This is a genomic window from Leptothoe sp. EHU-05/26/07-4 (assembly GCF_043421015.1).
GTDB classification, from domain to species: domain Bacteria; phylum Cyanobacteriota; class Cyanobacteriia; order Phormidesmidales; family Phormidesmidaceae; genus Leptothoe; species Leptothoe turfae.
Window position 1 is genome coordinate 1,894,037 of record NZ_JAXSQV010000007.1, and the last position, 25,237, is coordinate 1,919,273.

23 protein-coding genes, 1 pseudogene and 1 CRISPR repeat array are annotated in these 25,237 nt (G+C 46.7%); of the genes and pseudogenes, 16 read left to right on the forward strand and 8 right to left on the reverse strand.

What is annotated here, in order from left to right; genetic code table 11:
* Window positions 1-72: 72 nt before the first annotated feature.
* Window positions 73-1,599 (reverse strand): ferredoxin:protochlorophyllide reductase (ATP-dependent) subunit B, encoded by a 1,527-nt coding sequence (bchB, locus tag U2F10_RS32820; RefSeq protein WP_499874415.1) that lies wholly within the window; start codon window positions 1,597-1,599, stop codon window positions 73-75.
* 353 nt (window positions 1,600-1,952) lie between these two features.
* Here bchB and U2F10_RS32825 point away from each other — a divergent pair, with 353 nt between their 5' ends.
* From U2F10_RS32825 to U2F10_RS32840, 4 genes are all read left to right on the forward strand, one after another.
* A complete protein-coding gene (locus U2F10_RS32825; protein ID WP_163671370.1) occupies window positions 1,953-2,684 on the forward strand; it encodes a tetratricopeptide repeat protein in 732 nt (243 codons plus the stop codon).
* A 197-nt stretch (window positions 2,685-2,881) separates the two neighbouring features.
* On the forward strand, window positions 2,882-3,679 hold the full coding sequence (locus U2F10_RS32830; RefSeq protein ID WP_163671369.1) for a PhzF family phenazine biosynthesis protein: 798 nt from the start codon (window positions 2,882-2,884) through the stop codon (window positions 3,677-3,679).
* 128 nt (window positions 3,680-3,807) lie between these two features.
* A complete protein-coding gene (locus U2F10_RS32835) occupies window positions 3,808-4,236 on the forward strand; it encodes a nucleotidyltransferase substrate binding protein (protein WP_499874417.1) in 429 nt (142 codons plus the stop codon).
* The gene (locus U2F10_RS32840; protein WP_499869176.1) at window positions 4,182-4,457 is read left to right on the forward strand and encodes a nucleotidyltransferase domain-containing protein; all 276 of its coding nucleotides are present in this window, start codon (window positions 4,182-4,184) and stop codon (window positions 4,455-4,457) included. The genes U2F10_RS32835 and U2F10_RS32840 overlap by 55 nt, the downstream gene beginning before the upstream one ends.
* 37 nt (window positions 4,458-4,494) lie before the next feature.
* Here the strand turns inward: U2F10_RS32840 and U2F10_RS32845 are convergent, their stop codons facing one another.
* Window positions 4,495-4,749 carry a hypothetical protein gene (locus U2F10_RS32845; protein ID WP_499874419.1) on the reverse strand — a complete coding sequence of 85 codons (255 nt, stop codon included), beginning with the start codon at window positions 4,747-4,749 and terminating at the stop codon, window positions 4,495-4,497.
* A 91-nt stretch (window positions 4,750-4,840) separates the two neighbouring features.
* Between U2F10_RS32845 and U2F10_RS32850 the strand changes: the two genes are divergently transcribed.
* Window positions 4,841-5,068, forward strand: coding sequence for a helix-turn-helix domain-containing protein (locus tag U2F10_RS32850; RefSeq protein WP_163696305.1), 228 nt, complete (start codon window positions 4,841-4,843; stop codon window positions 5,066-5,068).
* Between the two features lie 158 nt (window positions 5,069-5,226).
* On the opposite strand, the gene U2F10_RS32855 is transcribed toward U2F10_RS32850, so the two are convergent.
* Window positions 5,227-6,171 (reverse strand): helix-turn-helix transcriptional regulator, encoded by a 945-nt coding sequence (locus tag U2F10_RS32855; RefSeq protein WP_499874420.1) that lies wholly within the window; start codon window positions 6,169-6,171, stop codon window positions 5,227-5,229.
* Between the two features lie 114 nt (window positions 6,172-6,285).
* Between U2F10_RS32855 and cas3 the strand changes: the two genes are divergently transcribed.
* The 9 genes from cas3 to cas2 are packed head-to-tail and all read left to right on the forward strand — an operon-like array spanning window position 6,286 to window position 16,488.
* Window positions 6,286-8,409 carry a type I-D CRISPR-associated helicase Cas3' gene (gene cas3 / locus U2F10_RS32860; protein WP_499874422.1) on the forward strand — a complete coding sequence of 708 codons (2,124 nt, stop codon included), beginning with the start codon at window positions 6,286-6,288 and terminating at the stop codon, window positions 8,407-8,409.
* Window positions 8,410-8,440: 31 nt separating this feature from the next.
* Complete coding sequence (gene cas10d, locus U2F10_RS32865; protein WP_499874423.1) at window positions 8,441-11,401, forward strand: type I-D CRISPR-associated protein Cas10d/Csc3; 2,961 nt, start codon at window positions 8,441-8,443, stop codon at window positions 11,399-11,401.
* A gap of 47 nt (window positions 11,402-11,448) precedes the next feature.
* Window positions 11,449-12,438, forward strand: coding sequence for a type I-D CRISPR-associated protein Cas7/Csc2 (cas7d, locus tag U2F10_RS32870; RefSeq protein ID WP_163696313.1), 990 nt, complete (start codon window positions 11,449-11,451; stop codon window positions 12,436-12,438).
* A gap of 12 nt (window positions 12,439-12,450) precedes the next feature.
* Window positions 12,451-13,182 carry a type I-D CRISPR-associated protein Cas5/Csc1 gene (cas5d, locus tag U2F10_RS32875; protein WP_163696315.1) on the forward strand — a complete coding sequence of 244 codons (732 nt, stop codon included), beginning with the start codon at window positions 12,451-12,453 and terminating at the stop codon, window positions 13,180-13,182.
* Entirely contained in the window at window positions 13,166-13,966 is an 801-nt protein-coding gene (gene cas6 / locus U2F10_RS32880) for a CRISPR system precrRNA processing endoribonuclease RAMP protein Cas6 (protein WP_250565576.1), read from the forward strand. The genes cas5d and cas6 overlap by 17 nt, the downstream gene beginning before the upstream one ends.
* A gap of 40 nt (window positions 13,967-14,006) precedes the next feature.
* Window positions 14,007-14,618, forward strand: a complete 612-nt coding sequence (locus tag U2F10_RS32885; protein ID WP_499061951.1) for a hypothetical protein — start codon at window positions 14,007-14,009, stop codon at window positions 14,616-14,618.
* A 2-nt stretch (window positions 14,619-14,620) separates the two neighbouring features.
* Window positions 14,621-15,208, forward strand: coding sequence for a CRISPR-associated protein Cas4 (gene cas4, locus U2F10_RS32890; protein WP_499874425.1), 588 nt, complete (start codon window positions 14,621-14,623; stop codon window positions 15,206-15,208).
* Window positions 15,209-15,217: 9 nt separating this feature from the next.
* Entirely contained in the window at window positions 15,218-16,195 is a 978-nt protein-coding gene (gene cas1d / locus U2F10_RS32895) for a type I-D CRISPR-associated endonuclease Cas1d (protein WP_499874427.1), read from the forward strand.
* On the forward strand, window positions 16,195-16,488 hold the full coding sequence (gene cas2, locus U2F10_RS32900) for a CRISPR-associated endonuclease Cas2 (RefSeq protein ID WP_499874428.1): 294 nt from the start codon (window positions 16,195-16,197) through the stop codon (window positions 16,486-16,488). The genes cas1d and cas2 overlap by 1 nt, the downstream gene beginning before the upstream one ends.
* A 230-nt stretch (window positions 16,489-16,718) precedes the next feature.
* Window positions 16,719-20,330: direct repeats of the CRISPR family, unit length 37 nt; unit sequence CTCGCCAAACACTAATCCCGACAACCGGGACTGAAAC.
* Between the two features lie 382 nt (window positions 20,331-20,712).
* Here the strand turns inward: cas2 and U2F10_RS32905 are convergent.
* Window positions 20,713-21,608: pseudogene (locus U2F10_RS32905) on the reverse strand (hypothetical protein).
* Window positions 21,609-21,738: 130 nt separating this feature from the next.
* Window positions 21,739-21,939 (reverse strand): hypothetical protein, encoded by a 201-nt coding sequence (locus tag U2F10_RS32910; RefSeq protein WP_499061947.1) that lies wholly within the window; start codon window positions 21,937-21,939, stop codon window positions 21,739-21,741.
* 93 nt (window positions 21,940-22,032) lie between these two features.
* On the opposite strand from U2F10_RS32910, the gene U2F10_RS32915 reads away from it, so the two are divergent.
* Window positions 22,033-22,272 carry a helix-turn-helix domain-containing protein gene (locus U2F10_RS32915; RefSeq protein ID WP_163696326.1) on the forward strand — a complete coding sequence of 80 codons (240 nt, stop codon included), beginning with the start codon at window positions 22,033-22,035 and terminating at the stop codon, window positions 22,270-22,272.
* Between the two features lie 252 nt (window positions 22,273-22,524).
* Here U2F10_RS32915 and U2F10_RS32920 read toward each other — a convergent pair whose 3' ends face one another.
* The 3 genes from U2F10_RS32920 to U2F10_RS32930 form a co-directional block, all read right to left on the reverse strand.
* Window positions 22,525-22,914: a type II toxin-antitoxin system VapC family toxin gene (locus tag U2F10_RS32920; protein ID WP_163696328.1), complete on the reverse strand. Its 390-nt coding sequence runs from the start codon at window positions 22,912-22,914 to the stop codon at window positions 22,525-22,527.
* A complete protein-coding gene (locus U2F10_RS32925) occupies window positions 22,904-23,125 on the reverse strand; it encodes a hypothetical protein (RefSeq protein ID WP_163696329.1) in 222 nt (73 codons plus the stop codon). Before U2F10_RS32925 ends, U2F10_RS32920 begins: the two co-directional genes overlap by 11 nt.
* 81 nt (window positions 23,126-23,206) lie before the next feature.
* Complete coding sequence (locus U2F10_RS32930) at window positions 23,207-23,695, reverse strand: ureidoglycolate lyase (protein ID WP_163696331.1); 489 nt, start codon at window positions 23,693-23,695, stop codon at window positions 23,207-23,209.
* 297 nt (window positions 23,696-23,992) lie between these two features.
* Between U2F10_RS32930 and U2F10_RS32935 the strand changes: the two genes are divergently transcribed.
* Window positions 23,993-25,144, forward strand: a complete 1,152-nt coding sequence (locus U2F10_RS32935) for a pyridoxal-phosphate-dependent aminotransferase family protein (protein ID WP_499874429.1) — start codon at window positions 23,993-23,995, stop codon at window positions 25,142-25,144.
* Window positions 25,145-25,237: the final 93 nt, after the last annotated feature.

A 25,237-nucleotide genomic window follows, 5' to 3' on the forward strand; every position in this document is an offset into this window, starting at 1 on the left:
TAATATCCTGGTGCTCAGATATTTTACGGTGAATTGTGTAGGGACGTTCCATGGAACATCCCTACACGATTTCTAGGCTCCAACCGCTTCTTTGGCCGCATAAATGACTTCAGCTGTAATTTCCGTATAGCCTTGCTCGCGTGCAAATTTTTCAGTATTGCGCTTGACCTTGCCTCTGACAAACCCTGGAACGCGTTTCAACTCGGTGAGGCCATCGGTTGTCCAGTTTAAGTCGGCATCGGCAGACAGTGTGTGGGTGATGACTTCCTTGGTGTCGTGACCACCGAAGATTTCTAGCAGGTGATCTTCCATGCCCAGGGTAAAGGAGTTGTAGATCAAGTCGACTAGCTGATTAGCGCCTTCATAGCCAAGGAAAGGACGATAGCCAACGGGAAAATTTTGGACATGGATGGGAGCAGCAATCACCCCACAGGGGATGTTGAGACGCTTGCCCACATGACGTTCCATTTGGGTACCAAAAATGGCGGCGGGTTCTAGCTGGGCAATTTTATCTGCGATCGCACCATTATCCTCACTAATCAGCACCTCGTCACAGTACCCTTCCACCTCCTGGCGGAACCAAGCTTCGTCATACTTGCAATAAGTACCCGCTAATACCACCTTTAGCCCCATTTCCCGCGAGAGAACTTTGGTGAGGGCCGCAGCATGGGTATTATCACCTAAGACAACGCAGCGTTTGCCCGTCAGATTTTGACAGTCGATAGAGCGAGAGAACCAGGCCGCCTGTGAGGCAAACCGAGTTTGGTCATCAATAAACTGGTCATAATTGGCAGCAACACCGCGCTCATTTAAGAGTTTTTGGATTGCACGAATACAGCGGGCCGTTTCGACTACACCCATGGGCGTAATATCCACATAGGGCATCTCAAACTCACGCTGCAAATATTCGGCAGTGAGTGAGCCAATCTCCCGATAGGGGATCAGGTTAAACCAGGCTTTGGGCAAATTCTTAAGGTCATGGACCGAAGCACCTTCAGGAATTACGGCATTGACCTCGATCCCCAGGTCTGCCATCAGCCGTTTTAACTCGGTCACATCATGGTTGTTGTGAAAACCTAGGGTGGTAATGCCGATGATATTGACCGACGGCTTTTCCGTTCTCTCTACAGGTAAGTCTCCCTGCTTGGCCGCCTTCTTTAGATAAAATTCAACAATCTGTTGCAGCGTGCGGTCAGCCGCCTGTAGCTCATTGGCGCGATAGTGATTCACATCTGCTAGCATGACATCACCTTGGGCATCCATCTGAGCGCGCTCAACAAAGTTAGCCAGATCTTCTTGCAAAATGCTGGAGGTGCAGGTCGGTGTGAGAACAATCAGATCAGGATTTTCTTCCTTATCTTTACGGGTAATATTATCGACAACTTTCTCTTGAGAGCCTCGCGCTAACACATGACGATCGACAACGCTAGTCGTTACTGGCGTAAAATCTCGCTCACGAGACAGCATAGAGCGCATGACATTAAAATAATCATCCCCTAGTGGGGCATGCATGATGGCATGGACATTTTTGAATGAGCTGGCAATACGCAAGGTGCCGATATGGGCGGGACCTGCATACATCCAATAGGCCAGTTTCATAGACAGCGCTCCGGTGGAAAGATTCTGGGATGGGTTAGGGCAATGTCCCGATGATGGGGAGCCCAACCCTCAGAATATGGGAGTCCTTCATCAGACACGGGTATCGCTAAACGATTCGCAACGGTTTGTAAGAATGGGTTACAGCTAACGGAGTAAATGATGCAAATGAAGGGTCGTTGCAATCATGTAGGGACGTTCCATGGAACGGCTCTACAAAGGTTCCTGGGTACCATAAAATTTTGCCATAAAGTTCCTATGTAGTTTCAAATACCGTCCCGATTGTTCTGGAACGGTAGCTTTACCATGTGGAGTAATCCATATCAATGTTCTTCAGTGTTCCTTAGGAGGCCAACATGCGGTCCATAGTCAGTAGTTTAGGTGTGATGGGCGTATTGCTGGGATTAGCCATGCCCGTATCAGCCGAGGTGCTGCTACAGGCCGGTGCAACAGAAACAAAGTTGGTAACAGAGGATACTTACCAACCCCTAAGGCATCAGCTGACGGCTGAAGTGGGGCAAACGGTGGCGATTAAACTCAAGTTAGCCAATAACAATCCTGGTATTGTTAGTCGTGTTGCAGTTTATGTTGCTGGCAAGCATACGCCTCTTTTTGTTGAGAACCAGGTGAGCTATCGCACGGTTGATCCCACACAGAAATCACAGATTAGTCATCTTGTTGTTTTGACCCTACCCGGTGAGCATAAGGGTACTCCGATGAGCTACGAGATTGAGCCTCTGTTTGATTATGAAGTTGAGCCTCAATTCGCCGTAGACACTGATATTGCAGCTGCTGAGACAACCTCGCCATCGACGGTGCGCTATCGAATGACAGTAGAAACAGCAACCGTGTCTCAGCGGTTGTTGTTAGAGGCTCAAGCACAGCAGATTAGTCAGGACTATGAAGGTGCGCGCTCAACCTACACCCGTGCCATTAATCTCAATCCTGACATTGCTGAGTTTTATGCCCAGCGCAGGGATGCCTATCTATCGCAAACAGACATTGCCAGTGAGATACTTCAAATGAATGAAGCGACAGGCCATGACTATCGTGCTACAGCGCTCCGAAATCAGTTAGAACTGTTTTAGGTCTTTAAGCAGCTTTGATGATCAAGGAGTGCCCCATTCTCGTTTATTCTAATGACAACTTTGTTTAGGTCAGATTGAGGCCTGGTTTTCTCAAAAAAGAAAACCAGGCCTTTTTATGATTATCATTTTTTCCGTTCCCCGCCATCCCTACCCACAGCGCGATACTATTTCCCACAGGTCCCCTTAACAGCTAACCGATGAAACAGCCCGTCATTCAGGTAGACGCCTTTACAGATCGCCCCTTTGGCGGTAACCCAGCTGCCGTATGTGTGAGTGAAACCCCTTTGGATGAATCTCTAATGCAGCAGATTGCCAAGGAAATGAATTTGTCAGAAACGGCGTTTCTCTATGCCCTTAAAGATGAGGGTAACTATAGTTTGCGATGGTTTACACCAACGGATGAAATTGAGTTATGTGGCCATGCCACCTTGGCCAGTGCCCATGTACTTTGGAGCGAAGGACACCTATCGCCTGACATTACAGCCCGTTTTCAGACCAAGAGCGGAGAGCTGTTGGCCTCTCGCAACGGTAATTTCATTCAGCTAGATTTTCCAGCTCAGCCTGTCCATGATGCATCTATTTCTCCAGCTATGGTGGCGGCCATGAACCATGCGGATATTGTCCATGGGGCGCGTAATGATGTGAATTATTTGGTAGAGTTGCGATCGCATCAAGCTGTTGCTAACCTCGCCCCAGATTTAGATAGACTCGCAAAATTACCCTACCAAGGTGTCATTGTCACCAGTGTTGGAGACTCTCCCTACGATTTTGTCTCCCGTTATTTTGCACCGGCCATCGGTATTCCTGAAGATCCGGTGACTGGTTCGTCCCACTGTTCTTTAGCCCCCTATTGGCAAGCAAAACTGGGCAAAGATACCATGGTCGCTTATCAAGCATCACCCCGTGGTGGCGTATTACACGTAGAATGCACACCAAAGCGAATTTATATCAGTGGCAAGGCTGTCTCTGTTTTGCGCGGTGAGCTATTGCTGTGATTAGGGTGAAGTAGCACTGAGCCAATGAAGACAATGTGGAGAGCGCCGAGCAAAAGCTTTAGAAGAGCGATTAGCCGCCCTTGGGATTGAGCCGAACGAAATTTAATGCTGGGTAGATAGGCTAACCGATGATAGATCCAGATATTCGATGGAAGCAGCGTTTTGCCAACTACGAGAGAGCTCTGGCGCAGCTTACCAAGTTTATTGATAAGGGTGAATTGAATGAACTGGAAGAGCAAGGGCTAATCCAGTCGTTTAAATATACCCATGAGCTAGCCTGGAATGTCTTGAAAGATTATTTGCAGTATCAAGGTAATCAGAACATTTATGGCTCACGGGATGCCACCCGTCTTGCTTCTAATGTGGGTCTGATTGAAGATGGTGGAAGCTGGATGGATATGATTAGAGAGCGAAATCGGACTAGTCATACTTATAATCAGGCAACGGCTCAAGCTATTGCAGAAAATATAAAAGACAGTTCACTAAAATTGAACGGGTTGTCCTGTACGGATCACGAGCCAAAGGTAATTATCGGCCAGGGTCGGATATTGATTTGACCCTAATGGGTAGGGATATTTCCCATGAACAGTTATTGGCTATCGAACATCAGCTAGACGATTTGCTGTTGCCATATCTGTTTGACCTATCGATTTTTAGCCATATTGAGAATCCTGATGTGATTGCTCATATTAATCGAGTTGGGCTTACTTTCTATGAGAAGAAGCCGTCGATTGATGAGCAACAGGAACCTACTCAAGTATCTAATAGTAGATGTTAGTGCGGCTAGTCAATAATTTACTAACGGGGCAGGTATTTCACCAAGGCTCGCATAGATTCGCCGGGTTGGGGTTGGATGGGGCGATCGGTGGGGAGGAATTGGGTCCACTCAAATGGTTCGGCGAAGTGGTGATGGTGTTGACGGTTGCCTGGGAGCCGATGATAAGGATTTTGACGGGCTCGCGGTCAGGTTTTGGGACTGAGTAGAGCTGGAGGGCTGACTCAGGGGTGGTTATTTCAGTGGTTAGAGCGGGTGTAGCCAGAAAGCTGGTGTACATGGCAACGTCGTCCATTTGGATGTCTAGAATCAAATTAGACGACCACTAGGACGACTGTCAACCATTGGGCTGTTACAGTGGTGAAAACCTCTGACAGGATGTGCCCATGGGAAAAGCGGGAAAGGCGCTCAAGCAAGTGCTTGAGTCCTATGAAATTAGTCAATATAGTTTGTCAGTTGCGATGAATGTGGAGCGCAACAATGTTTACCGTTGGGTAAATGAAAAACGTGATCCGACGGCGGAAACGGTAGTTGAGATTGTTAGGGCGTTAAAGACTCTGAATCCTGAATCAGCAAACGCTTTTATGCAAAGTTACTTGGGGGATGAGGTTTAGCTATTCAGCTGTTTCGGGCAATCCATCACCCCTTGGCGGTTAGCCTGTTTAAAGCTCGCGATAATGGTGCGAGAAATTCTAAATCTGCCACCAGTAGTGGCAGAAATCCAAAACTCCCATTGTTGGTGGGAGAAATTTTCTGTTCCATGAAACTTAGTTCAATTAGTCTGGTAATTCTGGGCAGAGCGGAGCATCTCAGCTGCTATCTTTTTGACAAACCATTCTGGTGCTAGAAGCCGTATGTTCTCTCCATACTGGAGTAGACGCTGGCGGAACCAAAATAAAGACTCTTCTGTTGTGCTGATCTCAACCCATTGGGAAGTTTTGGCAGAATCTCGTTTGATTATTGTTTCATTGGCTCGACGTGGTTGATATCTGCCGAGTGGTCCGGTCATTCGGTAGGTTAAGTCGATGGATGGGAATGTCAATCTGCCCCAGGGGATATTGGAGGCTGCTCCTACAGTGAGAATGCGATCTACTCGAAAGATTTGATTTTTTTCGACATCATGATGACGAGCTGAAAAGTCAGGGGCATAGGCAAATAAGTAAAGGACGCCATTGTGTAATCGTAATTCTGAACGGTCTAGATCCCAGGGACGTTCTTGGCCACTGCTACTGCGATAGCGAATGGTGTAACGGCGATGTTTTTGGAAACGGTCTTGCAGGGTTTGGACAACGGTATCTAGGCGATCTTCTCCGTAGTCTACTGGAGGGCTAAAGTTGACCTTTACCTGTGATGGTAGTTGGCTTTGCTCGAAGCCTGAGATTTGAAGTATCTGGCTAGCTTGGCTTGAGAATCCCATGTCATTCAGGATGTAGGCGGCTAGAGCTAGTGCTTCGCGTTGATACGGAGTGAGAATAACTGGAAAGTTAGATTGAACTAATTTATAAGGACGATTGGGAGCACTCTTTATTTCAAAGCCACAGTCACGCATTTTCCCTATCATGCGGCTGATTTTACGCGTTGCGTCGTCTGTGGATTGGCCATTTTCCTCTAAAAACTGATACAGCTCCTCACTGAGGGTTTTAGGAAAATATGGTTTCTCTGCAAGTTTTTGAAGAATTGCGATCGCAAATTTCAGTTGATTAAATCCTGCTGGCATCGCTTTGACTCCCAGAATAACTAGAGAGTTCTAAAATAAATTTAGATAGAGCCAATATATGGCGTTATCTATTTTAAGAAAGGGTCTAGGATATGGCAAGCAAGGATGAGTGCCATGAAGATTCTAGTCAAACCACTCTATTCACAAGTGAATGCAGGTTTTGGTGCCTGTCCCCTAGGTTGCCAGCAATCATGCCGAGTAACTGACAAATCGTCTGATTTTCAACCGATGGATGATTGCACCTGTCCCCTATCGAGTCATCAGGCAGAAACGGCTGCTGCCGTTTTTGATGGTGAAGCTGACATTATTTTTAATACGAGTGTGACGGGTGATGGTAAATCATTGGCCGCAACTCTGCCCATTTTGCTTGATTCGCAATATCGCATGGTGGGGTTATACCCAACCAATGAGCTAGTTGAAGATCAGCTACGAGGGCAGCAAGATTATCACCAAAAATTTGGACTGAATGCTCAAAAACGAATTGATTTGCTTTACGGCCAGGAGTTAGCTCGTCGGGTAAAGGCCAATGACAGAAATCGTTTTCGAGAATTAGAACTAGCGATTCAACATAAACCCGTTTTATTAACGAATCCAGACCTGTTTCATCTGATGCTGCATTTTCGGTATCGTAATGCCGCTTATGACAATGCGGAACTCCCCATGTTGATGGCCACATTTCCTGATTATTGGGTCTTTGATGAGTTTCATATCTTTGGCCCCCATCAGGAATCGGCTGTGCTCAACAGTCTCTGTTTTATACGGGCATCTGCCCAGGGAAAGCGTAAGTTTCTGTTTACATCGGCAACCCCAAAGACAACATTTATTAAGCAGTTAGAAGCCTCTGGGTTTAAGGTGAAGTCTATTTCTGGGCAGTACGCTAGCGAAGCTAGGACAGGGTATCGACCGATACTACAGCCTGTAGAGCTGGAGTTTGTAAAACTAAAACCAAAGCAAGGAATCTTAGATTGGCTACAGGATAATGTAGGGCTACTCCAAAATTTACTGCTTGCTGAAGCCAACGGTCGTGGTCTGCTGATTTTGAACTCTGTGGCCCAGGCAGGGAGGGTTGTTCGTCTATTGAAAACGTTGCTACCTGATAATTTTGAAATTACTGAAATCAGTGGACGGATTGATCGTCAAGAACGGCGCAAGACGCAGGAAAAATTAAAAGATTCTCCACATCCTGTTCTTGTTGTGGGTACATCTGCTGTGGATGTGGGTGTTGATTTTAAGATTCACCTGCTGATTTTTGAGAGTAACAATTCGGCAACTGTGATTCAACGGCTGGGACGTTTGGGGCGTCATCAAGGATTTCACAAGTACCATGCGTTTTGTTTATTACCTGGTCATGCACCCTGGATTTATTCGCGTCTTGAAAAGTCTTTAAATGAGGGTCAGGTCGTTGAGCGACAAATGCTTAATGATGCGATTCGCTCTGCCTTTGAAGAACCGAAGGAGTTTGAGCAATATCGTCAACAGTGGGGTGCATTACAGGCTCAAGGAATGCTCTGGCAGATTAAACAGGTGAGTGAGTCTGCCAAGGTGATGGAACCGATTTGCGATCGCATCCTCTCTGCCCTCATCCCAGTCTATAGCGAAGCCAAGTTAGAGGGTGTTCGCAAATGTTGGCATGCCATGGGCAATGACTCTATTGGCAAAGCTACCCAGGAAGAGCTTTTGAGATTTCGAGGTGGCACAACGTTACAAGCAGCTGTATGGGATGACCATCGCTTTTACACTTATGATTTGCTCAGGCTGTTGCCCTATACGCATGTAGAAATCATCGAAGAATCTGACTTTTTAACGGCTGCGGATAAAGCTGGATATGGAGAAGAGTTTTTCAGCTATGCCAAGGTCTACATTAAAGTTCAGTACTGGCTAGATGAACGTTTGCCCATTCAACTGCGATGTAATCGAGATAGCAGTGAACTAAAATGTTGCGATCTAATTCAGATTAAAGAGTTGAGAATCGAGAATCATCCTCAAATTGAAGTTGTTCGTGCCCTCAGTCAAAAACCAACGTTAGCTTTCCTAATACCACTGGGAAAACGTCAGTTCCATTGGGATATTGCAAAAGCATTGCGTCTCAGTCCCCTCTTTGGATTACATCACCTGACAGATGCTTCTGAACAAGCCTATGCCTGTGCATTTAATCAAGATGCACTACTGCTAAAAGCCTTTGAAAAACACCATCGACTGACAAAGTTCTGTCGACAGGCAGGTTCTCTTTTCTTCTAATACAGTCCTACACACTCTTTCCAAAACTGTTATGGCAACTCTATTACAAACGCTGCTAATTAACACCCTCGCTGCTGATACTGATCCTATTTTGCGACAGTTCATTGATACGGTTTTGCCTGCAATGGATCAGAAGTTTGGTTCTATTACTGCCCTAGGTGGGTCCTATGAGGTCCACCTTGATCGCTTAACACGTAAAAAACATTCCTATGCAGAAGAAACAGCACAACGATGGTCAAACAGTGCTGATCAGAGCTTGCTCGTACATGTCCTCAATGGTTTGCTAACCGCTTGGAACCTCATTCCATTGTTGCCAGACAGTGATTTAACTGATGCCGAAAAACGGTTGCTGTGCCTGGGCTTAACGTTGCACGATTATAACAAGTACTGCCAGGGGGAAGAAGACGATCCACCCAAAGCTTATGAAGTAGATAGTATCCTGGCGCTTTGTCACGAAATGGGACAAATGCTAGATTTTGGAAGTTTTTGGACTGAGTGGCAAGATTATGTATCAGAAATTGGATTTCTTGCTCAAAATACTCAGGGCAAACATGGCACTAATTTAGCCCCACGAAACTGGCCAGACTTCAACATACGTAATCGCCGTTTACTCAATCCATTACGACCACTACTTGCTTTTGGTGATGTGGCAGTCCATATGACTAATCCTGCTGAAATCGCCACAACAACCCGTGGTGATCGGCTGCAGGATCATTTAGATAGCCTCGGTATATCAGGGAAGCTTGTTTATCATCGCCTGCGGGATGTCACAGGTATTTTAAGTAATGGTATCCACAACGCTGTTTTAGCCTTTACTGCACAAGAAGACTGGCAGCCTATCTTGTATTTTGCTCAAGGGGCTGTGTACTTAGCCCCCACAGAAACAGAGGTGCCAGAACCTGACAATCTTAAACATGCTCTATGGAACTCTGTTGAGGCAATACTCTCTGGAGCCATGTTAGGAGGAGATATTGGCTTCAAACGTGATGGTAAAGGTGTGAAGGTTTCACCTCAAACGTTAGAGCTATTTCCCCCTGAGCAACTTATTCGAGGGTTGCCAGAAGTCATTATAGCTAAAGTCAGAAATGAAAAAGCCCCAGCAACACCAAAACGACTTGCCAGTCTAGAACTAAGTGAAACTGAGCGAGAACGGCTTGGTGCGGTGGCTGATATTCGCAGTGACCGTTTAGCTGAGCTGATTGGTCTTGTTCAAAAGGAATTTTTTAGTAAAATTTCTGAATTCACACCATGGGTACTAGAGTGGCTAAACATTCAGGATGAAATAACACCTGAACAAACTCAGGTACAAAAAGGTGGTGTCAACTATGGTTGGTACCGAGCTACCGCTGAATATGTTCTGAAACATCAAACATTGGACACAGAGCAGTTTTCTGAAATATTAGAGGAGTTCGTTACAGCCCTTGCTGACTGGGCAACAGAGAAACAATTATTACCAGGAACTGTTAATCCGACTAAAGATGCCTTTCTTAGTTATCTCGATCAGTATCTTGAAATATCGGGTTGGGATAATACAAAAGGATCATTTCAGCAGGAACTAGAACGCTATACCATTGCTAAAACTAAAGCCTCCAAGCAGCCCATTTGCTCTCTAAGTTCAGGTGAGTTTATCTCAGAAGATCAGATGGACTCTGTAGTTCTTTTTAAGCCTCAGCAATACAGTAATAAGAATCCATTGGGGGGTGGACAAATCAAACGGGGCATTTCCAAAATCTGGTCTCTGGAAATGCTTTTACGGCAGTCAAAATGGGCTGTACCCTCTGGCAAAATGGAAGACCAGCAGCCTATCTTCCTGTACATGTATCCCGCTTATGTATACTCGCCTCAGGTAGCCCAGGCAGTGCGTGTATTAGTCAATGACCTCAAACGAGTGAATTTTTGGGAATTACATAAGTTCTTGCTTGAGCACGATTTAGATATCAACGCACTAAAACAGTTTCCATGGCTTTCGGAGACAGAGCCTGAGGAGGGGCGATTTAATGACGAAAAATATGCTGGGCAAGACTTACCTTTCTTAGGTATCAGCTATACCACTACACGGGGTAAAACTCACACCGATGCTTGGGCAGAGCCTGCTTTTCTATCTCTTTTAATTGCCAAGTTCTTAGGTATTAAGGTCGTGGCCACAGCTAGCCAAACGCCTCTATATAGAAGTGACAGTGATTTTAGAGAATCTATCAAATTAGATGGGCTTGCTAACTTCTGGAGTGTTCTCAACTTACCTGATTCTATTCACCTAGAGGAATACCACCAGGGCCGTATTCAACGCATCGAAGATTTTATGCAGCGTCTACTGATCGCCTACAGTGTGCATCTCGAAAATCAGGCTGATAAACCAGACCCACGCTGGCGAGCCTTGCCAGATACTGCCCGACAGCTAATGAGTAACGTGCTGAACCTATTTAGTCTGGCGGAATCAGGCTGTCGTAAACGAAAACGTGACCCTACACCAGACGACGCCCAACGTTATTGGAAATATGCTCAACTTTGGTCTCAAGGAGATGCCATCATGGAAGAACAGATATCTCTCGTTAAACGTTTAGCCCAAGAATATCGACAGTTTTATAAAGTCCGTAGCACCGCTTCAAGTCATGCAATTTTGTTACCTCTAACAAAAGCCCTTGACACTATTTTGTCTGTACCGCCAGATCTTCCTGAAGAAGACTTGATTTTAGAAGGGGCTGGCCAGCTCAAAGATGCGCTTGAGCGTCAGGAAGTTTATACCAGACCTCTCTTGCTAAATAAGTCCAAAGATATTGCTCTACGTAAAGCACAGGAACTACAAGCCATCCAACAATTTATGACTACCTGTGTTGAGCAGTTGTTTAAGGGACAGTACCAAAAGGATATTGCCTTACTTCAGGAAAATCGAAACAGAATCAAGTCTGGTGTTGAGTTCGCCTATCTGATGCTGAATTTAGAAGACGTACAGCAAGAAGCGGAATCAGAAACAGAAACTGAATCAGCAGCCTAATTTTGTCCAAAGAAGCCCACCAAAATTCATCAAAGGAACTTTGTGTTATGTCTATTCTCGAAACGTTAAAGCCTGAATTGCATAGTGCCTTTCCCCGTCTTGCCTCTGGTAAATACATTCACTTTTTGATGCTACGTCATAGTCAGTCATTTCCAGTGTTTCAAACGGATGGTGTACTAAATACAGCAAGGACACAGGCTGGTGCTAAAACTAAAGAGACAATTAGTCGCTTAGTCATGTTCAAACGGAAACAGACGACACCGGAACGACTAGCTGGAAGAGAACTGCTAAGGGCATTGGACCTGACCAGTGCAGACGAAACTGATAAAGCCAAATATTGTGAATACAATGGCGAAAAATCTTGTAAACATTGTCCAGACTGTATTATTTACGGCTTTGCTATTGGTGATAGTGGCTCTGAACGATCTAAGGTTTATTCGGATTCTGCTTTTTCGTTAAGCCCCTACGAAATCTCTCACAAAAGTTTTACCTTTAATGCACCGTTTGAAGGTGGAACCATGAGTGAAAAGGGTGAGATGCGGAGTTCTATTAATGAGCTGGACCATATTTTGCCTGAAGTCACCTTTCCAACGGTTGAAACTCTGAAGGATTCGACTTTAGAGGGCTTTATATATGTATTGGGTAATTTACTGCGCACCCGACGGTATGGGGCTCAAGAGACTCGAACTGGAACGGTCAAAAATCATATTGTTGGCATTGTCTTTACTGATGGTGAAATATTCAGTAACTTACATTTTACTCAAGCTCTATACGATGCCAGTAAGTCAGATCTATCAGCACCGATTGACACACTCTGCCAACGTGCAACTGGACTAATTGAGCCACTATTAGAGAATGAACCTGTGCGTAAAAATCAAGTCATTCTTGGTGATGAGTTAACCCAGTTACTTGGAGAGGTTTCTGCCATTTATCAGGATGAAACTCAACTTAGCGAGAAGCTTCAGACCCTATATGAGCAAACCACTGCCTATGCCACGACCTATGGCGCAATGGCCAAAGGCAAAAAGAAGAAATAGGGAGTCAAAGACATGCATATTTATCAATGCAATCTCACACTCCATGACAATGTTTTTTTTGCCACCCGTGAAATGGGGACACTCTATGAAACTGAGAAGTACTTACATAATTGGGCATTAACCTATGCTTTTTTCTCAGAAACTCATATTCCCCGTCCTTATCGAATGCAGGGTAAGACAGCCCAACAACCAGGCTATCTTGATCCAGACCATGAGCAAAATCTATTGCAATTGAATGGTTCAGGGCTGTATCTCTTTCCTGCAAAACCATTGCGGTGGAGCTATCAAGTGAATACGTTTAAGGCGGCTCAGGTTGCCTATTATGGCCAGTCTAAACAGTTTGGTGCCAAAGGAGCCAAGCGTAACTATCCAATCAATTTTGGTCGTGCCAAAGAGCTAGCGGTGGGGAGTACCTACCGCACATATTTAATCTCACCTCAAGCGCTAGAGATAAAGACTCTACCGCAATGGATTCGATTAGGAAAATGGGCCGGGAAAATCCATGTGCAATATTTTCCTCTGGCTGATATCGAGCGAAAACAAGGAACCTTCATCTGTACTCATCCTTTGAACCCTATGGATTTACCACCACAGACCCAGCTAAAGCTCTATGACCGCATTGTGATGCCACCTGTGAGCCTCGTGAGTCAGGCCCAGCTAGAAGGAGCCTACTGGCAATTGCCTAACGGGAAAAATTTACCGGCTGATTTAGCCTATGGAGTTGGATATGCTGCCACAGCTTAGTGAATCAGATAATTTGCATGCGATCGCAATACAACTAGTCGCATCAAAACAAGGTGCCTTACCCAGAAACCTAAACCGTGCTACCCATGCTCAGATTATGACCTGGCTAAGTAATGCGGATCCTGAGTTGGGTAGTCAAGTGCATAACATCCAGGGAGCCCCCCTGAGTATTTCAGGGCTGATTGGGCATCGCCGTAAAAAAAACTTTGTCAAGGCGGGTGATGAATTCACCTTAAGAGCAGGCATTTTGCATGGAGACCTGATTTCACCCCTACTAAAGGGACTAGAAAATCATGGACTAGGGAAAGTTGTCATGGTAGATTTCCCGTTTTCCATCAAGGCAATATATGCCATGCCAGGAAGTCATCCTCATGTCGGCTCTTCCCAGTATTCACTTTTAGCGAAAGCCCCCAGTCTTGGTCAGGACATTACCCTTGAATTTCTCTCTCCCACCAGCTTCAAACAAGACCAACACATTCAACCCTTTCCTTTAGCCCATAGCGTCTTCGGTAGCCTCCTCAAACGCTGGAACACCTTTGCCCCAGAAGCCTTAGCCTTTCCCAAAATCCAATGGAATGGTTGGGTTGCCGCCTACGACCTTAAAACCAAAGCCATTCGAATGGAAGGAGGTCCCCAAATCGGCTCAGTTGGCTGGGTTAAATATAACTTTCCCGATCCAGAGCAAGCTCGGATTGCCAATATATTGGCCCACTTTGCCTATTTTGCAGGCGTAGGCCGTAAAACCGCCATGGGTATGGGCCAAACCCGTCTTAAACAACGATAATGAAACCAGATCAAGCCCACAGCAAGTCAAGGAGTACAGCATGACTCAGGTGCTTAAGCCCGATCAGTCTTATACCTTTAGCAAAATCTTTGAGCTGAAGATACCGGCTGATGAACTGGCCCAGGAGCTAGGCTATACCTTGAGCCGCAAACGGCTGGACCTACCTCGCTTTCCAGGTGGACTAGACCGGATTCAGGAACTGTGCGATCGCATCGAAGAAATCCTACCCTACGTAAACCTGGCCAGCGAAACTTCAAGACGCGAAGTACTAATTTCACGTGTGGTATCCGAGTTAGTCCATTACACAAAAGCCCAGTTACGGATCGAATACCCCATTAAAGTCAGTACCCAACTTCAAGGTTATCTAGACTATTTACTCAGAACCCAAACAGAACTACTTGTTATCGAAGCAAAGCGCCAAGATTTAGACTACGGATTTACCCAGCTTGTTGCAGAAATGATCGCCCTGGATCAATGGGAGAAAACCCCAGAACAATCGATTTTACTTGGAGCTATAACAACCGGAACAGTTTGGCAATTTGGTCAGCTCGACCGTAACACTAAACATATCGAGCAGGGGCTTGATAGTTATCGTGCTCCTGAAGACTTAGACGATCTTATGCGTATTTTAGTCGCTGCTCTTTCACCCTAATCATGAATGAACATTATCTTCCCCTCGCATATCTAAATGCGTGGGAATATTGTCCTCGCCGGTTTTACCTGGAATACGAACTTGGCGAAATGCAAGACAATGCCCATCTTGTTATGGGTCGTCACCTCCATCGTAACATTGATGAAGAAACTATTCGTCAGGAAGGCGATACGCGCATTTACCAACAACAATGGGTCTGGAGCAATCGTCTGATGGTCTCCGGCAAAATCGATGCCGTCGAAGAAACCCATGGTCAGCTGGTGCCGCTTGAATATAAAAAAGGTCGTATGGGCCAACACCTTAGCGATCACTTTCAGCTCTGTGCCGCTGCCCTATGCATCGAAGAACGCACAGGTCGAACGATTGACCATGGCGAGATTTTTTACCATGCTAATCGTAGACGTGAACATGTGCCCTTTACTGAAGAGTTAAGACAGGCGACTGAGGGTGCGATCGCGAATGCTCAAGCAGCTGTTACTCAATCGATCCCTGCCCCCATCGATCATCGCAAAAAATGTCAAGCATGCAGCCTTCAGGAAATTTGTCTTCCGATGGAGACCAAATCTCTCCAAGCTTGTGTCCACCGCTAATTCTTCACCATGTCTTCTCTTTATATTACTCAACCAGACGCTGTTCTTAGCAAAAAGTACGAAGCTTTCAATGTTGTTCTCAAACAAGAGGATGGTTCGTGGAAAAAACAATCGATTCCTGCTCAGACTGTAGAGCAGGTAGTGTTAATGGGCAATCCCCAGGTAACGGGCGATGCTTTAATGTATGCCTTAGAGCTAGGCATGCCAGTGCACTATCTATCGACTTTTGGTAAGTATTTGGGTGCTGCGTTGCCTGGCCACTCACGGAATGGTCAGCTACGGCTTGCTCAGTATGGAATGTATCGCGATACTGAGCAACGGTTAATCCTGGTAAAGGCAATCATTACTGCCAAAATCCATAACCAGTATGCGGTGCTTTATCGCCATGGCCAAAAAGATAATCCACTAAAACAACGCAAGGGCATGGTTGATCAACAGAAAACCTTGGATAAAGTACGTGGGATAGAAGGGTTGGCGGCTCGCGAATATTTTGCAAATTGGGCAAACATGTTAGACAAGTCCTGGCAATTTACAGGACGCAACCGTAGACCGCCTACTGATCCGGTCAATGCGTTGTTAAGTTTTGCCTATGCGCTTTTACGCAGTCAAGTTACGGCAGCGGTCCATATTGCTGGCCTTGATCCTTATATTGGTTATCTTCATGAGGTTCATCATGGCCAGCCTGCTATGGTGCTAGACCTGATGGAAGAATTTCGCCCATTGATCGCTGATAACTTGGTTCTAGCAGCAATCAACAATCGTGCGATTCAACAAAAAGATTTTACTGAGAGTTTGGGGGCTTATCGATTATCAGATAATGGTCGCAAGTCGTTTTTGCAGGCTTTTGATCGTAAAATGAATGATGAGTTTAAACATCCTGTTTTTGGTTATCGGTGTAGCTATCGACGGGCAATTATTTTACAGGCAAGATTGTTGGCTAAATATCTGCAAGAGGGAATTGAGTATAAGGGTTTGATGTTGCGATAATGACGACGCTCTTTTACCTAATTATTTACGACCTACCTGATTCTAAAGCTGCTAATAAACGCCGTAATCGGTTGCATAAGCTCTTATCTGGCTATGGTACCTGGACCCAGTACAGTGTGTTTGAGTGTTTTCTGACGGGTATGCAGTTTGCTAAGTTACAGACTCAAGTAGAGACGTTGATCAAGCCAGATGAGGATTCTGTTAGAGTCTATGTCTTGGATTCGGGAGCCGTTAAGCGGACGATTACCTATGGGTCTGAGCAACCGCGTCAGGAGACGGCTATTATTCTGTGATGCTAATTTTTCTAAATGGCTAATGCCTGATTTCTGATTTGTTTGGCAAACTGAAGTGAGGGCAAAATCCCTTGGGGTTTGCCAAATGGCTAGAACCTTGATAATTGAATAGTTTTAGGTTTCTTAGATGGATGGGTTGCGATCGCAATCAGATAAATCTACTGCTTGGTTTTGACCTTTGCCAAAATTATAGGTAGAAGCCTTATCTGATAAGCGTTTGGGCCTACGGACTCGCCAAACACTAATCCCGACAATCGGGACTGAAACAAGGTACTAAGCCTGTCATTACTCTAAATTTTAAGAATCTCGCCAAACACTAATCCCGACAATCGGGACTGAAACTGACACACAGCTGATCAGTATCCTCTAATGAATCATCTCGCCAAACACTAATCCCGACAATCGGGACTGAAACTCTTCCAGATGAAATACTTGCAGAGTTGTACGGAGCTCGCCAAACACTAATCCCGACAATCGGGACTGAAACCATAAATGATCTAAATATTCATTAGGAGTTTCGAAAACTCGCCAAACACTAATCCCGACAATCGGGACTGAAACAGTTGCTTTGCTCTATCTATGTAGAGGAGAGTCGTCCTCGCCAAACACTAATCCCGACAATCGGGACTGAAACCCTCAAACTTTTGCGATCGCAAAACGTGATTAACCGAGCTCGCCAAACACTAATCCCGACAATCGGGACTGAAACCGGACCTTCATCGGTAAGGGGGAAAACCTGGACAACTCGCCAAACACTAATCCCGACAATCGGGACTGAAACTGTGTCGTGTATCGTTTCGATATATGTATAGTAAGACTCGCCAAACACTAATCCCGACAATCGGGACTGAAACTAGCTAGGTTGGCGGCTCATGAAAGGAATGCCTCGCCTCGCCAAACACTAATCCCGACAATCGGGACTGAAACGACTGCTTTGGTGGAGAGGCTTTCGGGGGAGAAAGCTCGCCAAACACTAATCCCGACAATCGGGACTGAAACACCAAAGCCACATTTAAGCCACAATAATTCTAAAGACTCGCCAAACACTAATCCCGACAATCGGGACTGAAACGGTTGCGGCCTCTCTCAGAGTCTTGGCTATACTGGACTCGCCAAACACTAATCCCGACAATCGGGACTGAAACGTTCATAGTTTGCAGTGGGCCTAAATCGTGAAACCACTCAAACTCGCCAAACACTAATCCCGACAATCGGGACTGAAACCAGTAAGAGAAAATATATTTGCTGGTGGTATCAATTCTCGCCAAACACTAATCCCGACAATCGGGACTGAAACAGGGCAGGATAACAGCAGCCTCAGACGGCGGGGGTGGCTCGCCAAACACTAATCCCGACAATCGGGACTGAAACCTCATCCAATTCTGCTAAGGAGATCTCACGCATCCCCTCGCCAAACACTAATCCCGACAATCGGGACTGAAACTCACGCTGAGGCAGTTGTAAACGAGGAAGATATTTCTCGCCAAACACTAATCCCGACAATCGGGACTGAAACATGGTTGCTACAGGAGAGCAACTTCCTGGTTATTGGCTCGCCAAACACTAATCCCGACAATCGGGACTGAAACACGTGCATTTATCCGTGATTACGAACAAATTGTTACTCGCCAAACACTAATCCCGACAATCGGGACTGAAACAGCAGGTGCGGGCCGCAATCTTTAAGTCGGAAGAGACTCGCCAAACACTAATCCCGACAATCGGGACTGAAACTCTTTGATAAGTCTCAATGAAATTTTCATTAAAAGCTCGCCAAACACTAATCCCGACAACCGGGACTGAAACAAGAAAGTGATTGTTTCTTTCTCGTCTGGGATAACCTCGCCAAACACTAATCCCGACAACCGGGACTGAAACACCTTAGGAGACTTTACGACAGACGTTGGGTTTGTCTCGCCAAACACTAATCCCGACAACCGGGACTGAAACTTACGTTCACAGACACCGAGAAGTTGGACGGCGATGCTCGCCAAACACTAATCCCGACAACCGGGACTGAAACTTCACGACACTCACAGGACGGGGGCAGCCAAGGCAGGCTCGCCAAACACTAATCCCGACAACCGGGACTGAAACAAGGAGCGCTGCTCCCTCACCCAGTTGCTCAAACGCTCGCCAAACACTAATCCCGACAACCGGGACTGAAACGATCTAGCTCTTGTAGAATCTCTATACGCTTTAGGCTCGCCAAACACTAATCCCGACAACCGGGACTGAAACACCACTGTGGGAGTATTGACCACGTTCTTGTGAAGCTCGCCAAACACTAATCCCGACAACCGGGACTGAAACATGATCGCTGTTACGGAGAGACTGAAGTCCGCTATGTCTCGCCAAACACTAATCCCGACAACCGGGACTGAAACCTGATCGTTGGCTTCCAGTCCGCAGTCTCCCACCCACTCGCCAAACACTAATCCCGACAACCGGGACTGAAACTCTCCTCCGGCATAGGGTGGGTACTTGATAAAGCCTCGCCAAACACTAATCCCGACAACCGGGACTGAAACAGCCAAAGCCTCTGAATTGGCAGGACTAACGCCACCTCGCCAAACACTAATCCCGACAACCGGGACTGAAACCGAGAACACCGTAAACATCCTGAATAAGGCTATATGGCTCGCCAAACACTAATCCCGACAACCGGGACTGAAACATGTAATCTGTCTTCAGACTACGAACAATCAACCCTCGCCAAACACTAATCCCGACAACCGGGACTGAAACAGGTGGTTGGGGATATCACCATTATGCCCGCTCAACGCTCGCCAAACACTAATCCCGACAACCGGGACTGAAACCACCACAGGTCGTCGAAGTCCGACCATGGAAGACACTCGCCAAACACTAATCCCGACAACCGGGACTGAAACGATTCCAATCTTTCCAATATGCCATCAGCTCCCACTCCTCGCCAAACACTAATCCCGACAACCGGGACTGAAACATGAGACCCAACGTGACCAGTCCTCAGGAAAACGAGCTCGCCAAACACTAATCCCGACAACCGGGACTGAAACTCTAGACTCAACGCCAACATTTCGTAGTAACTCTACCTCGCCAAACACTAATCCCGACAACCGGGACTGAAACAAATCTCCGAAGTCGCCGAGTGGACGAGGCTCAACTCGCCAAACACTAATCCCGACAACCGGGACTGAAACAAGTATATCGCTCAACAGAGGATTACGTAAGTGATGTGGCTCGCCAAACACTAATCCCGACAACCGGGACTGAAACTGGGTCTCGGGGGGCAGTTATCGAGGATCGCAGAGCTCGCCAAACACTAATCCCGACAACCGGGACTGAAACTGGTCTGTGTCGTGCGCGATGACGACAGAGAACCAACTCGCCAAACACTAATCCCGACAACCGGGACTGAAACGTGTTGTTTTTGGGCCACCGCTAATCTCTGTTTTGCCTCGCCAAACACTAATCCCGACAACCGGGACTGAAACCTTTTCAGCTGGCTGTTGATGCGGGGTGCTTGTCCCTCGCCAAACACTAATCCCGACAACCGGGACTGAAACTGGCGTTATCAAAATCATCCTTAACTGAGTGAATGACTCGCCAAACACTAATCCCGACAACCGGGACTGAAACCTTTTCGTTAGGAAGAATGTAAGCCATGGTCTAATCTCGCCAAACACTAATCCCGACAACCGGGACTGAAACTATCAAGATTGACACATGATGGGGAGTTGTTCCGACTCGCCAAACACTAATCCCGACAACCGGGACTGAAACACTTCTATGGCGTATTCAATCTTTTGAATGGCCTCAGCTTGCCAAACACTAATCCCGACAACCGGGGCTGAAACCTGCATGGCACACCTGCTCCCTGGGAGCGAGTAAGCCCTGGAGTCTTTTGGTAGGGCGTGAAGCACAGGCAGACAAGAAAAAGCCCAGCACTTGGCTGGGCGTTAGTACTATCTGCGCATAAGTGAGCGGCATGATCGTACTATAGGACATAGACTGCCAATTGGGTAGTCTACGTTACGCAGCTAGAGTCACGGCAAAACAGCTCTAGCTGCTGCAACGCACCTGTTCCCTGGGGGCGAATAGTCGCTCTCAGGGTTTTGTTTAACAGCGCTTGCTCGCCAAACACCAATCCCCACAACTACTTTATCGATAACAAAGCGACGATAGGCGAACCTCTATGGGGTGATCAGGTTTGGTATACCCGATTCATTACTATAATCTCTACGCTCGAATGATGGTAATTGACCGCTGCCCATTTGACCGTATAGTTTCTGTGGCTGAACGTTCTGCCATGGGGAGTGCCTGAGTACGACGATCAAAGATCACTAGCCAACCGTGGTCTTGATCTAAGCGGGTCAAATAGCGATCTAACTGTTCCAAACCTTGCTCTAGAGGATCAGCCTTTTTGTCTCGCCATACTTTTAGCTCAATACCCAGGATGACATCGCCATAACATAGGCAAAGATCCATGAGATCGCTACCAATGGCTTATTCGCGATCCAATGTGCCCCCACTGTTTACCACCCGGTGTAAAAATGCCATCAACACCAGATGGGGAGCAATTTCGTGATACGCCGCACTATTGAGCAATGGTTCACCATGCTGTCGCCAAAAAGCTAAAAATGCATCTAGCAGCGCTTTAGTATCCAGCTGGCCTGCTGCCGTCAGCCAGGTGGGTGCAATCATTGGCAAACTATTTCGTCGATAAAAAGGACTAGCGGCCTTGGAATCGCCTGACTCCAAGCTGTTAAAGCAGCTTCAATGCGTTGCCCCGTTGATGATTCTGGCCAGGATGGCGGCTGACAATCTTTGGGTAAGTGCATGTGGGCATTGCCGCGCTAACTGTTTAGCATGGCTAGCTCGGTCACTCCTGGATCGTCTGAAAAGGGAGCCCCTAGTTCTGCGGAGACGACCAGGGCGGCATACTGCCCTGAGTCGGTTAGTTTTTTAGCCAGGGCAAGCATAGCGGTCGTTTTACCCACTTGCCGGGGGGCATGGAGGACAAAATAGTTGCGCTGAGCGCTGAGGCGTTCTAGATTTGGCAGACGGCTACTGGATGTCACGGTGTAGTGAATCTCGGTATCACAGGGACCTGTTGTGTTAAACCAGCGAACCATAGGGTGTTTAGCGAAAAGCTTTTAATAGTCTACTAACGGGGCAAATACTTCACCAGTGCCCGCATAGATTCGCCGGATTGGGGCTGAATGGGGCGGTCGGTGGGTAAAAACTGAGTCCATTCGCTACGCTTTAGCGCATGCCCCTTGGGCTATAGGGGTCGGCAAAGTGGTGATGGTGAAGGCTGTGGATGATGGTGTTGACGGCGGCCTGGGAACCGATGATAAGGATTTTGACGGGCTCGCGATCAGGTTTGGGAACTGAGTAGAGCTGGAGGACTGACTCAGGAGAAATAGCAGGATCAGACAAGGCTACAAAGCTTCGGAGTTGCATAGTCGACACACATACCTAATGGTTCACGCTTTTAATTTAGTTGTCCACTAGGTATACTTTTGTGGTGCATGATCCTCTGACACGATGTGTGTCATGGGAAAAGCTGGACGTGTTTTAAAGCAGGTTTTAGAAACCTACGACATTAGTCAATACAGCCTCGCTGCCACATTGGGTATCGAGCGTACAAATGTGTATCGTTGGGTACATGAGATGCGTGATCCTACCTCTGAGACGTTGGTGGATATTGTTAAAGCGCTACGAACACTTAACTCAGAGGCCGCTGAAACATTTGTTCAGAAGTATTTAGGTGATGTAGCTCAAGGTCTAGATTGAAAACCCTTGAATTTACTTAGGATAATGAGAATAAAAAGTTACTCAAGTAATGGAGCCACGCAGAGAGGATTATCAAAACCTTGAGCCTATTTTGGTAAGTATCCAGAAGTTGAAATGCGATATGTATGACGATGCTATTGTGCCAGTGGCTTTAGCTAACCAATTAGTATCTCTATCTAACAGACCGAGCAAAGTTTTACTTGAAAAATTTGCCTCACAAAAAACATCTGGAAGTTAATAGAAAAGCTTGTTTTACCAAGAAGCAATTTGAATACCATCAATATGCTCAAAATGCTTATCTCGAGTTACCAGAGTCCATTGATTTTCCAACGATTGAGCACCAATCCAAACATCATTCTCGGGAATGGGTTTACCCTTTCGCTTGAGGCTCAGCCGTACCTGTGAGTAACAAAGCGCTGTCTCACGGGACATAGGAACCACAGTACACGCTTCGATAAACTGTAAATACCGAGCTAGATTTTTAAGTGGCCTACCAGAGTTCTCAGCTCCAAACAACAACTCGCCAACAACAGGCAACGGTAAAAGAACATTGGATAGCTGACTCACTTTTTCAACAACAGCCTCGTTACCGTTAAGCAGCTGAATCGCTACTGAAGTATCCAAGGCGATTTCACCACGCATTTAAATCAACCTGTTCAAATTCCTGAGTGATAACCTCTTGAATATCTTTAGCCTCAGCATCATCCAAAATGCCTACAAACTGCATCCATGGTTTATCGTTTGCAGCCTGAGTTTGCTTTGGCCTTAAAAGAATCAAAAAGTCCAGCACAGCCTTTAAAAGCGTTTCAGGTAGCTGCTCCAACTCTCGCAAAATTAACTCTTTGGTGGTCATCACACTACTCCAAACCTACTTAAGGGCTTGCCCAAATTATACCCAAATCAAAATCAAACCACCTTGTTACGATTTTGACCGCTATTCAACAATCTCAAAACTCATCCTATAGGTCTGACTTAAATTGCACGTATCGTGATCCACAATATTTGTATCACTTAGTTCTAGGTTATAGAAATTAATCACATCTGTCTCAAACAAAGGTCCTGCATGCCAGGTGCCCACTTCAAGTTTAATAAAACAATCTCCAGGAATCTTAAACGCTCGAATTTGCTCCGGGTCTGGTGCACTGCCCTCACAGGCAGGAGCCACTGCCATCAGCCACTCTTTTCCCTCCAGCGAACCCAAACACTGCGTACAGGCCAAATGCCGCGTAATCTGATCAAACCGCCTACCTTTACGCTCTAGCTGCATGATGTAAAAACGCGGAATACCCCCGTCCAGTTTTAGTTGGGCCTCCTCAGAGTCATAGGATTTACCATCCCACTGGGGGCGTAGCACCTGCCCAAAGGGCCGAAACAATTCAGCAGTCAAAGGTTGAGCCGTCAGCTGTTGCAAAGTAGTTTCCATGGCGATGTTAGGGGGAGCAATCCCTATATTTTGCTGACTATTTCAAGTTGCAACAAGTCAGTTTGACGGTACGTAATCTTCCACTAACGCTTATATATCCAGAGATCGGTCAGGGGCCATCATCCTGCACCAGGTTCAAAACCTAGCACTAATTTGATTGCTGTCCAATAAAGGGACAACGTCGCTTGTGCCATTTGCGATCGCACCCAAACCTTACAACACATCAAAAATGCGGCAAGGTACGTCAGAACTTATGCGATTCTGGGGAATGCACTTTTGATATGCTCTCCCAACCCCATGGATAATAAAGCAATGCTAATGATTCCGGGACCCACACCGGTGCCCGAAAAGGTCCTCCAATCGATGGGCAAACACCCCATCGGCCACCGCAGCGGTGACTTTAGCAAAATCATCGGCGAAATCAACGAAGGTCTGCAGTGGTTATTCCAAACCAAGAATGAAGTCTTAACCCTATGCGCCAGCGGGACCGGCGTTGTCGAAGCAGGCATTATCAACTTCCTCAGCGCTGGCGATAAGGTCCTCGTCGGCAGCAACGGTAAGTTCGGCGATCGCTGGGCCCAGATTTCTAAAGCCTTTGGCCTGGATGTACAAGTCATTCAAGAAGACTGGGGTGTCCCCTTAAAGCCGGAGGACTTTGGCGCAGCCCTGACCGCCGATACTGACAAGGCGATCAAGGCCGTCATCGTCACCCACAGCGAAACTTCCAGCGGTGTGCTCAACCCCGTAGAAGCTATCAATGAGCACGTCAAAGCCCATGGTGAAGCCATCATCATTGTCGATGCTGTGACCAGTCTGGCGTCCTACGATCTGAAGGTGGATGAGCTGGGTCTAGATGTGGTTGCTTCCGGTTCTCAGAAAGGCTTTATGCTCCCCCCTGGCATGGGTTTTGTCTCCGTCAGTGAAAAAGCCTGGGCTGCCTATGGGAATGCTACGCTGCCTAAGTTCTATATGGACCTGGGTAAGTACCGGAAATCCTTTGCCAAAAACAGCACGCCCTTTACCCCACCGGTTAACCTGTACTTTGGCCTCCAGGCCGCTCTGGAAATGATGAAGGCAGAAGGACTGGAAAATATCTTTGCTCGCCACGAACGTCAGAAGCAGGCTTGCCGCGCCGCAATGAAGGCTCTGGGGCTGCCACTGCTGGCTCCCGATGATTACAGCAGCCCGGCGGTTACGTCTGTTATTCCCGGTGACGTTGTCAGTTCTGAGGATATTCGGTCCACTATGCGCAAGCAGTTTGACATTGCTCTAGCAGGCGGTCAGGACCATCTGAAGGGCAAGATCTTCAGAATTGGACACTTGGGGTTTGTGTGCGATCGCGACATCCTCACCACCATCGCGTCCCTAGAAACGACGCTACAAATCCTCGGGTATGAAGGCTTTGCCCCCGGCAGCGGCGTATCGGCGGCAAGCCAGGTATTGCGGTAGAGCAATGGTCTCGGCAAAATGCTAATGCTTTCAGTTGTCCAGGCTCCCTAAATCCCCCTTTCTTGAATGCCCCTTGGGCTATATGTTGGGGGG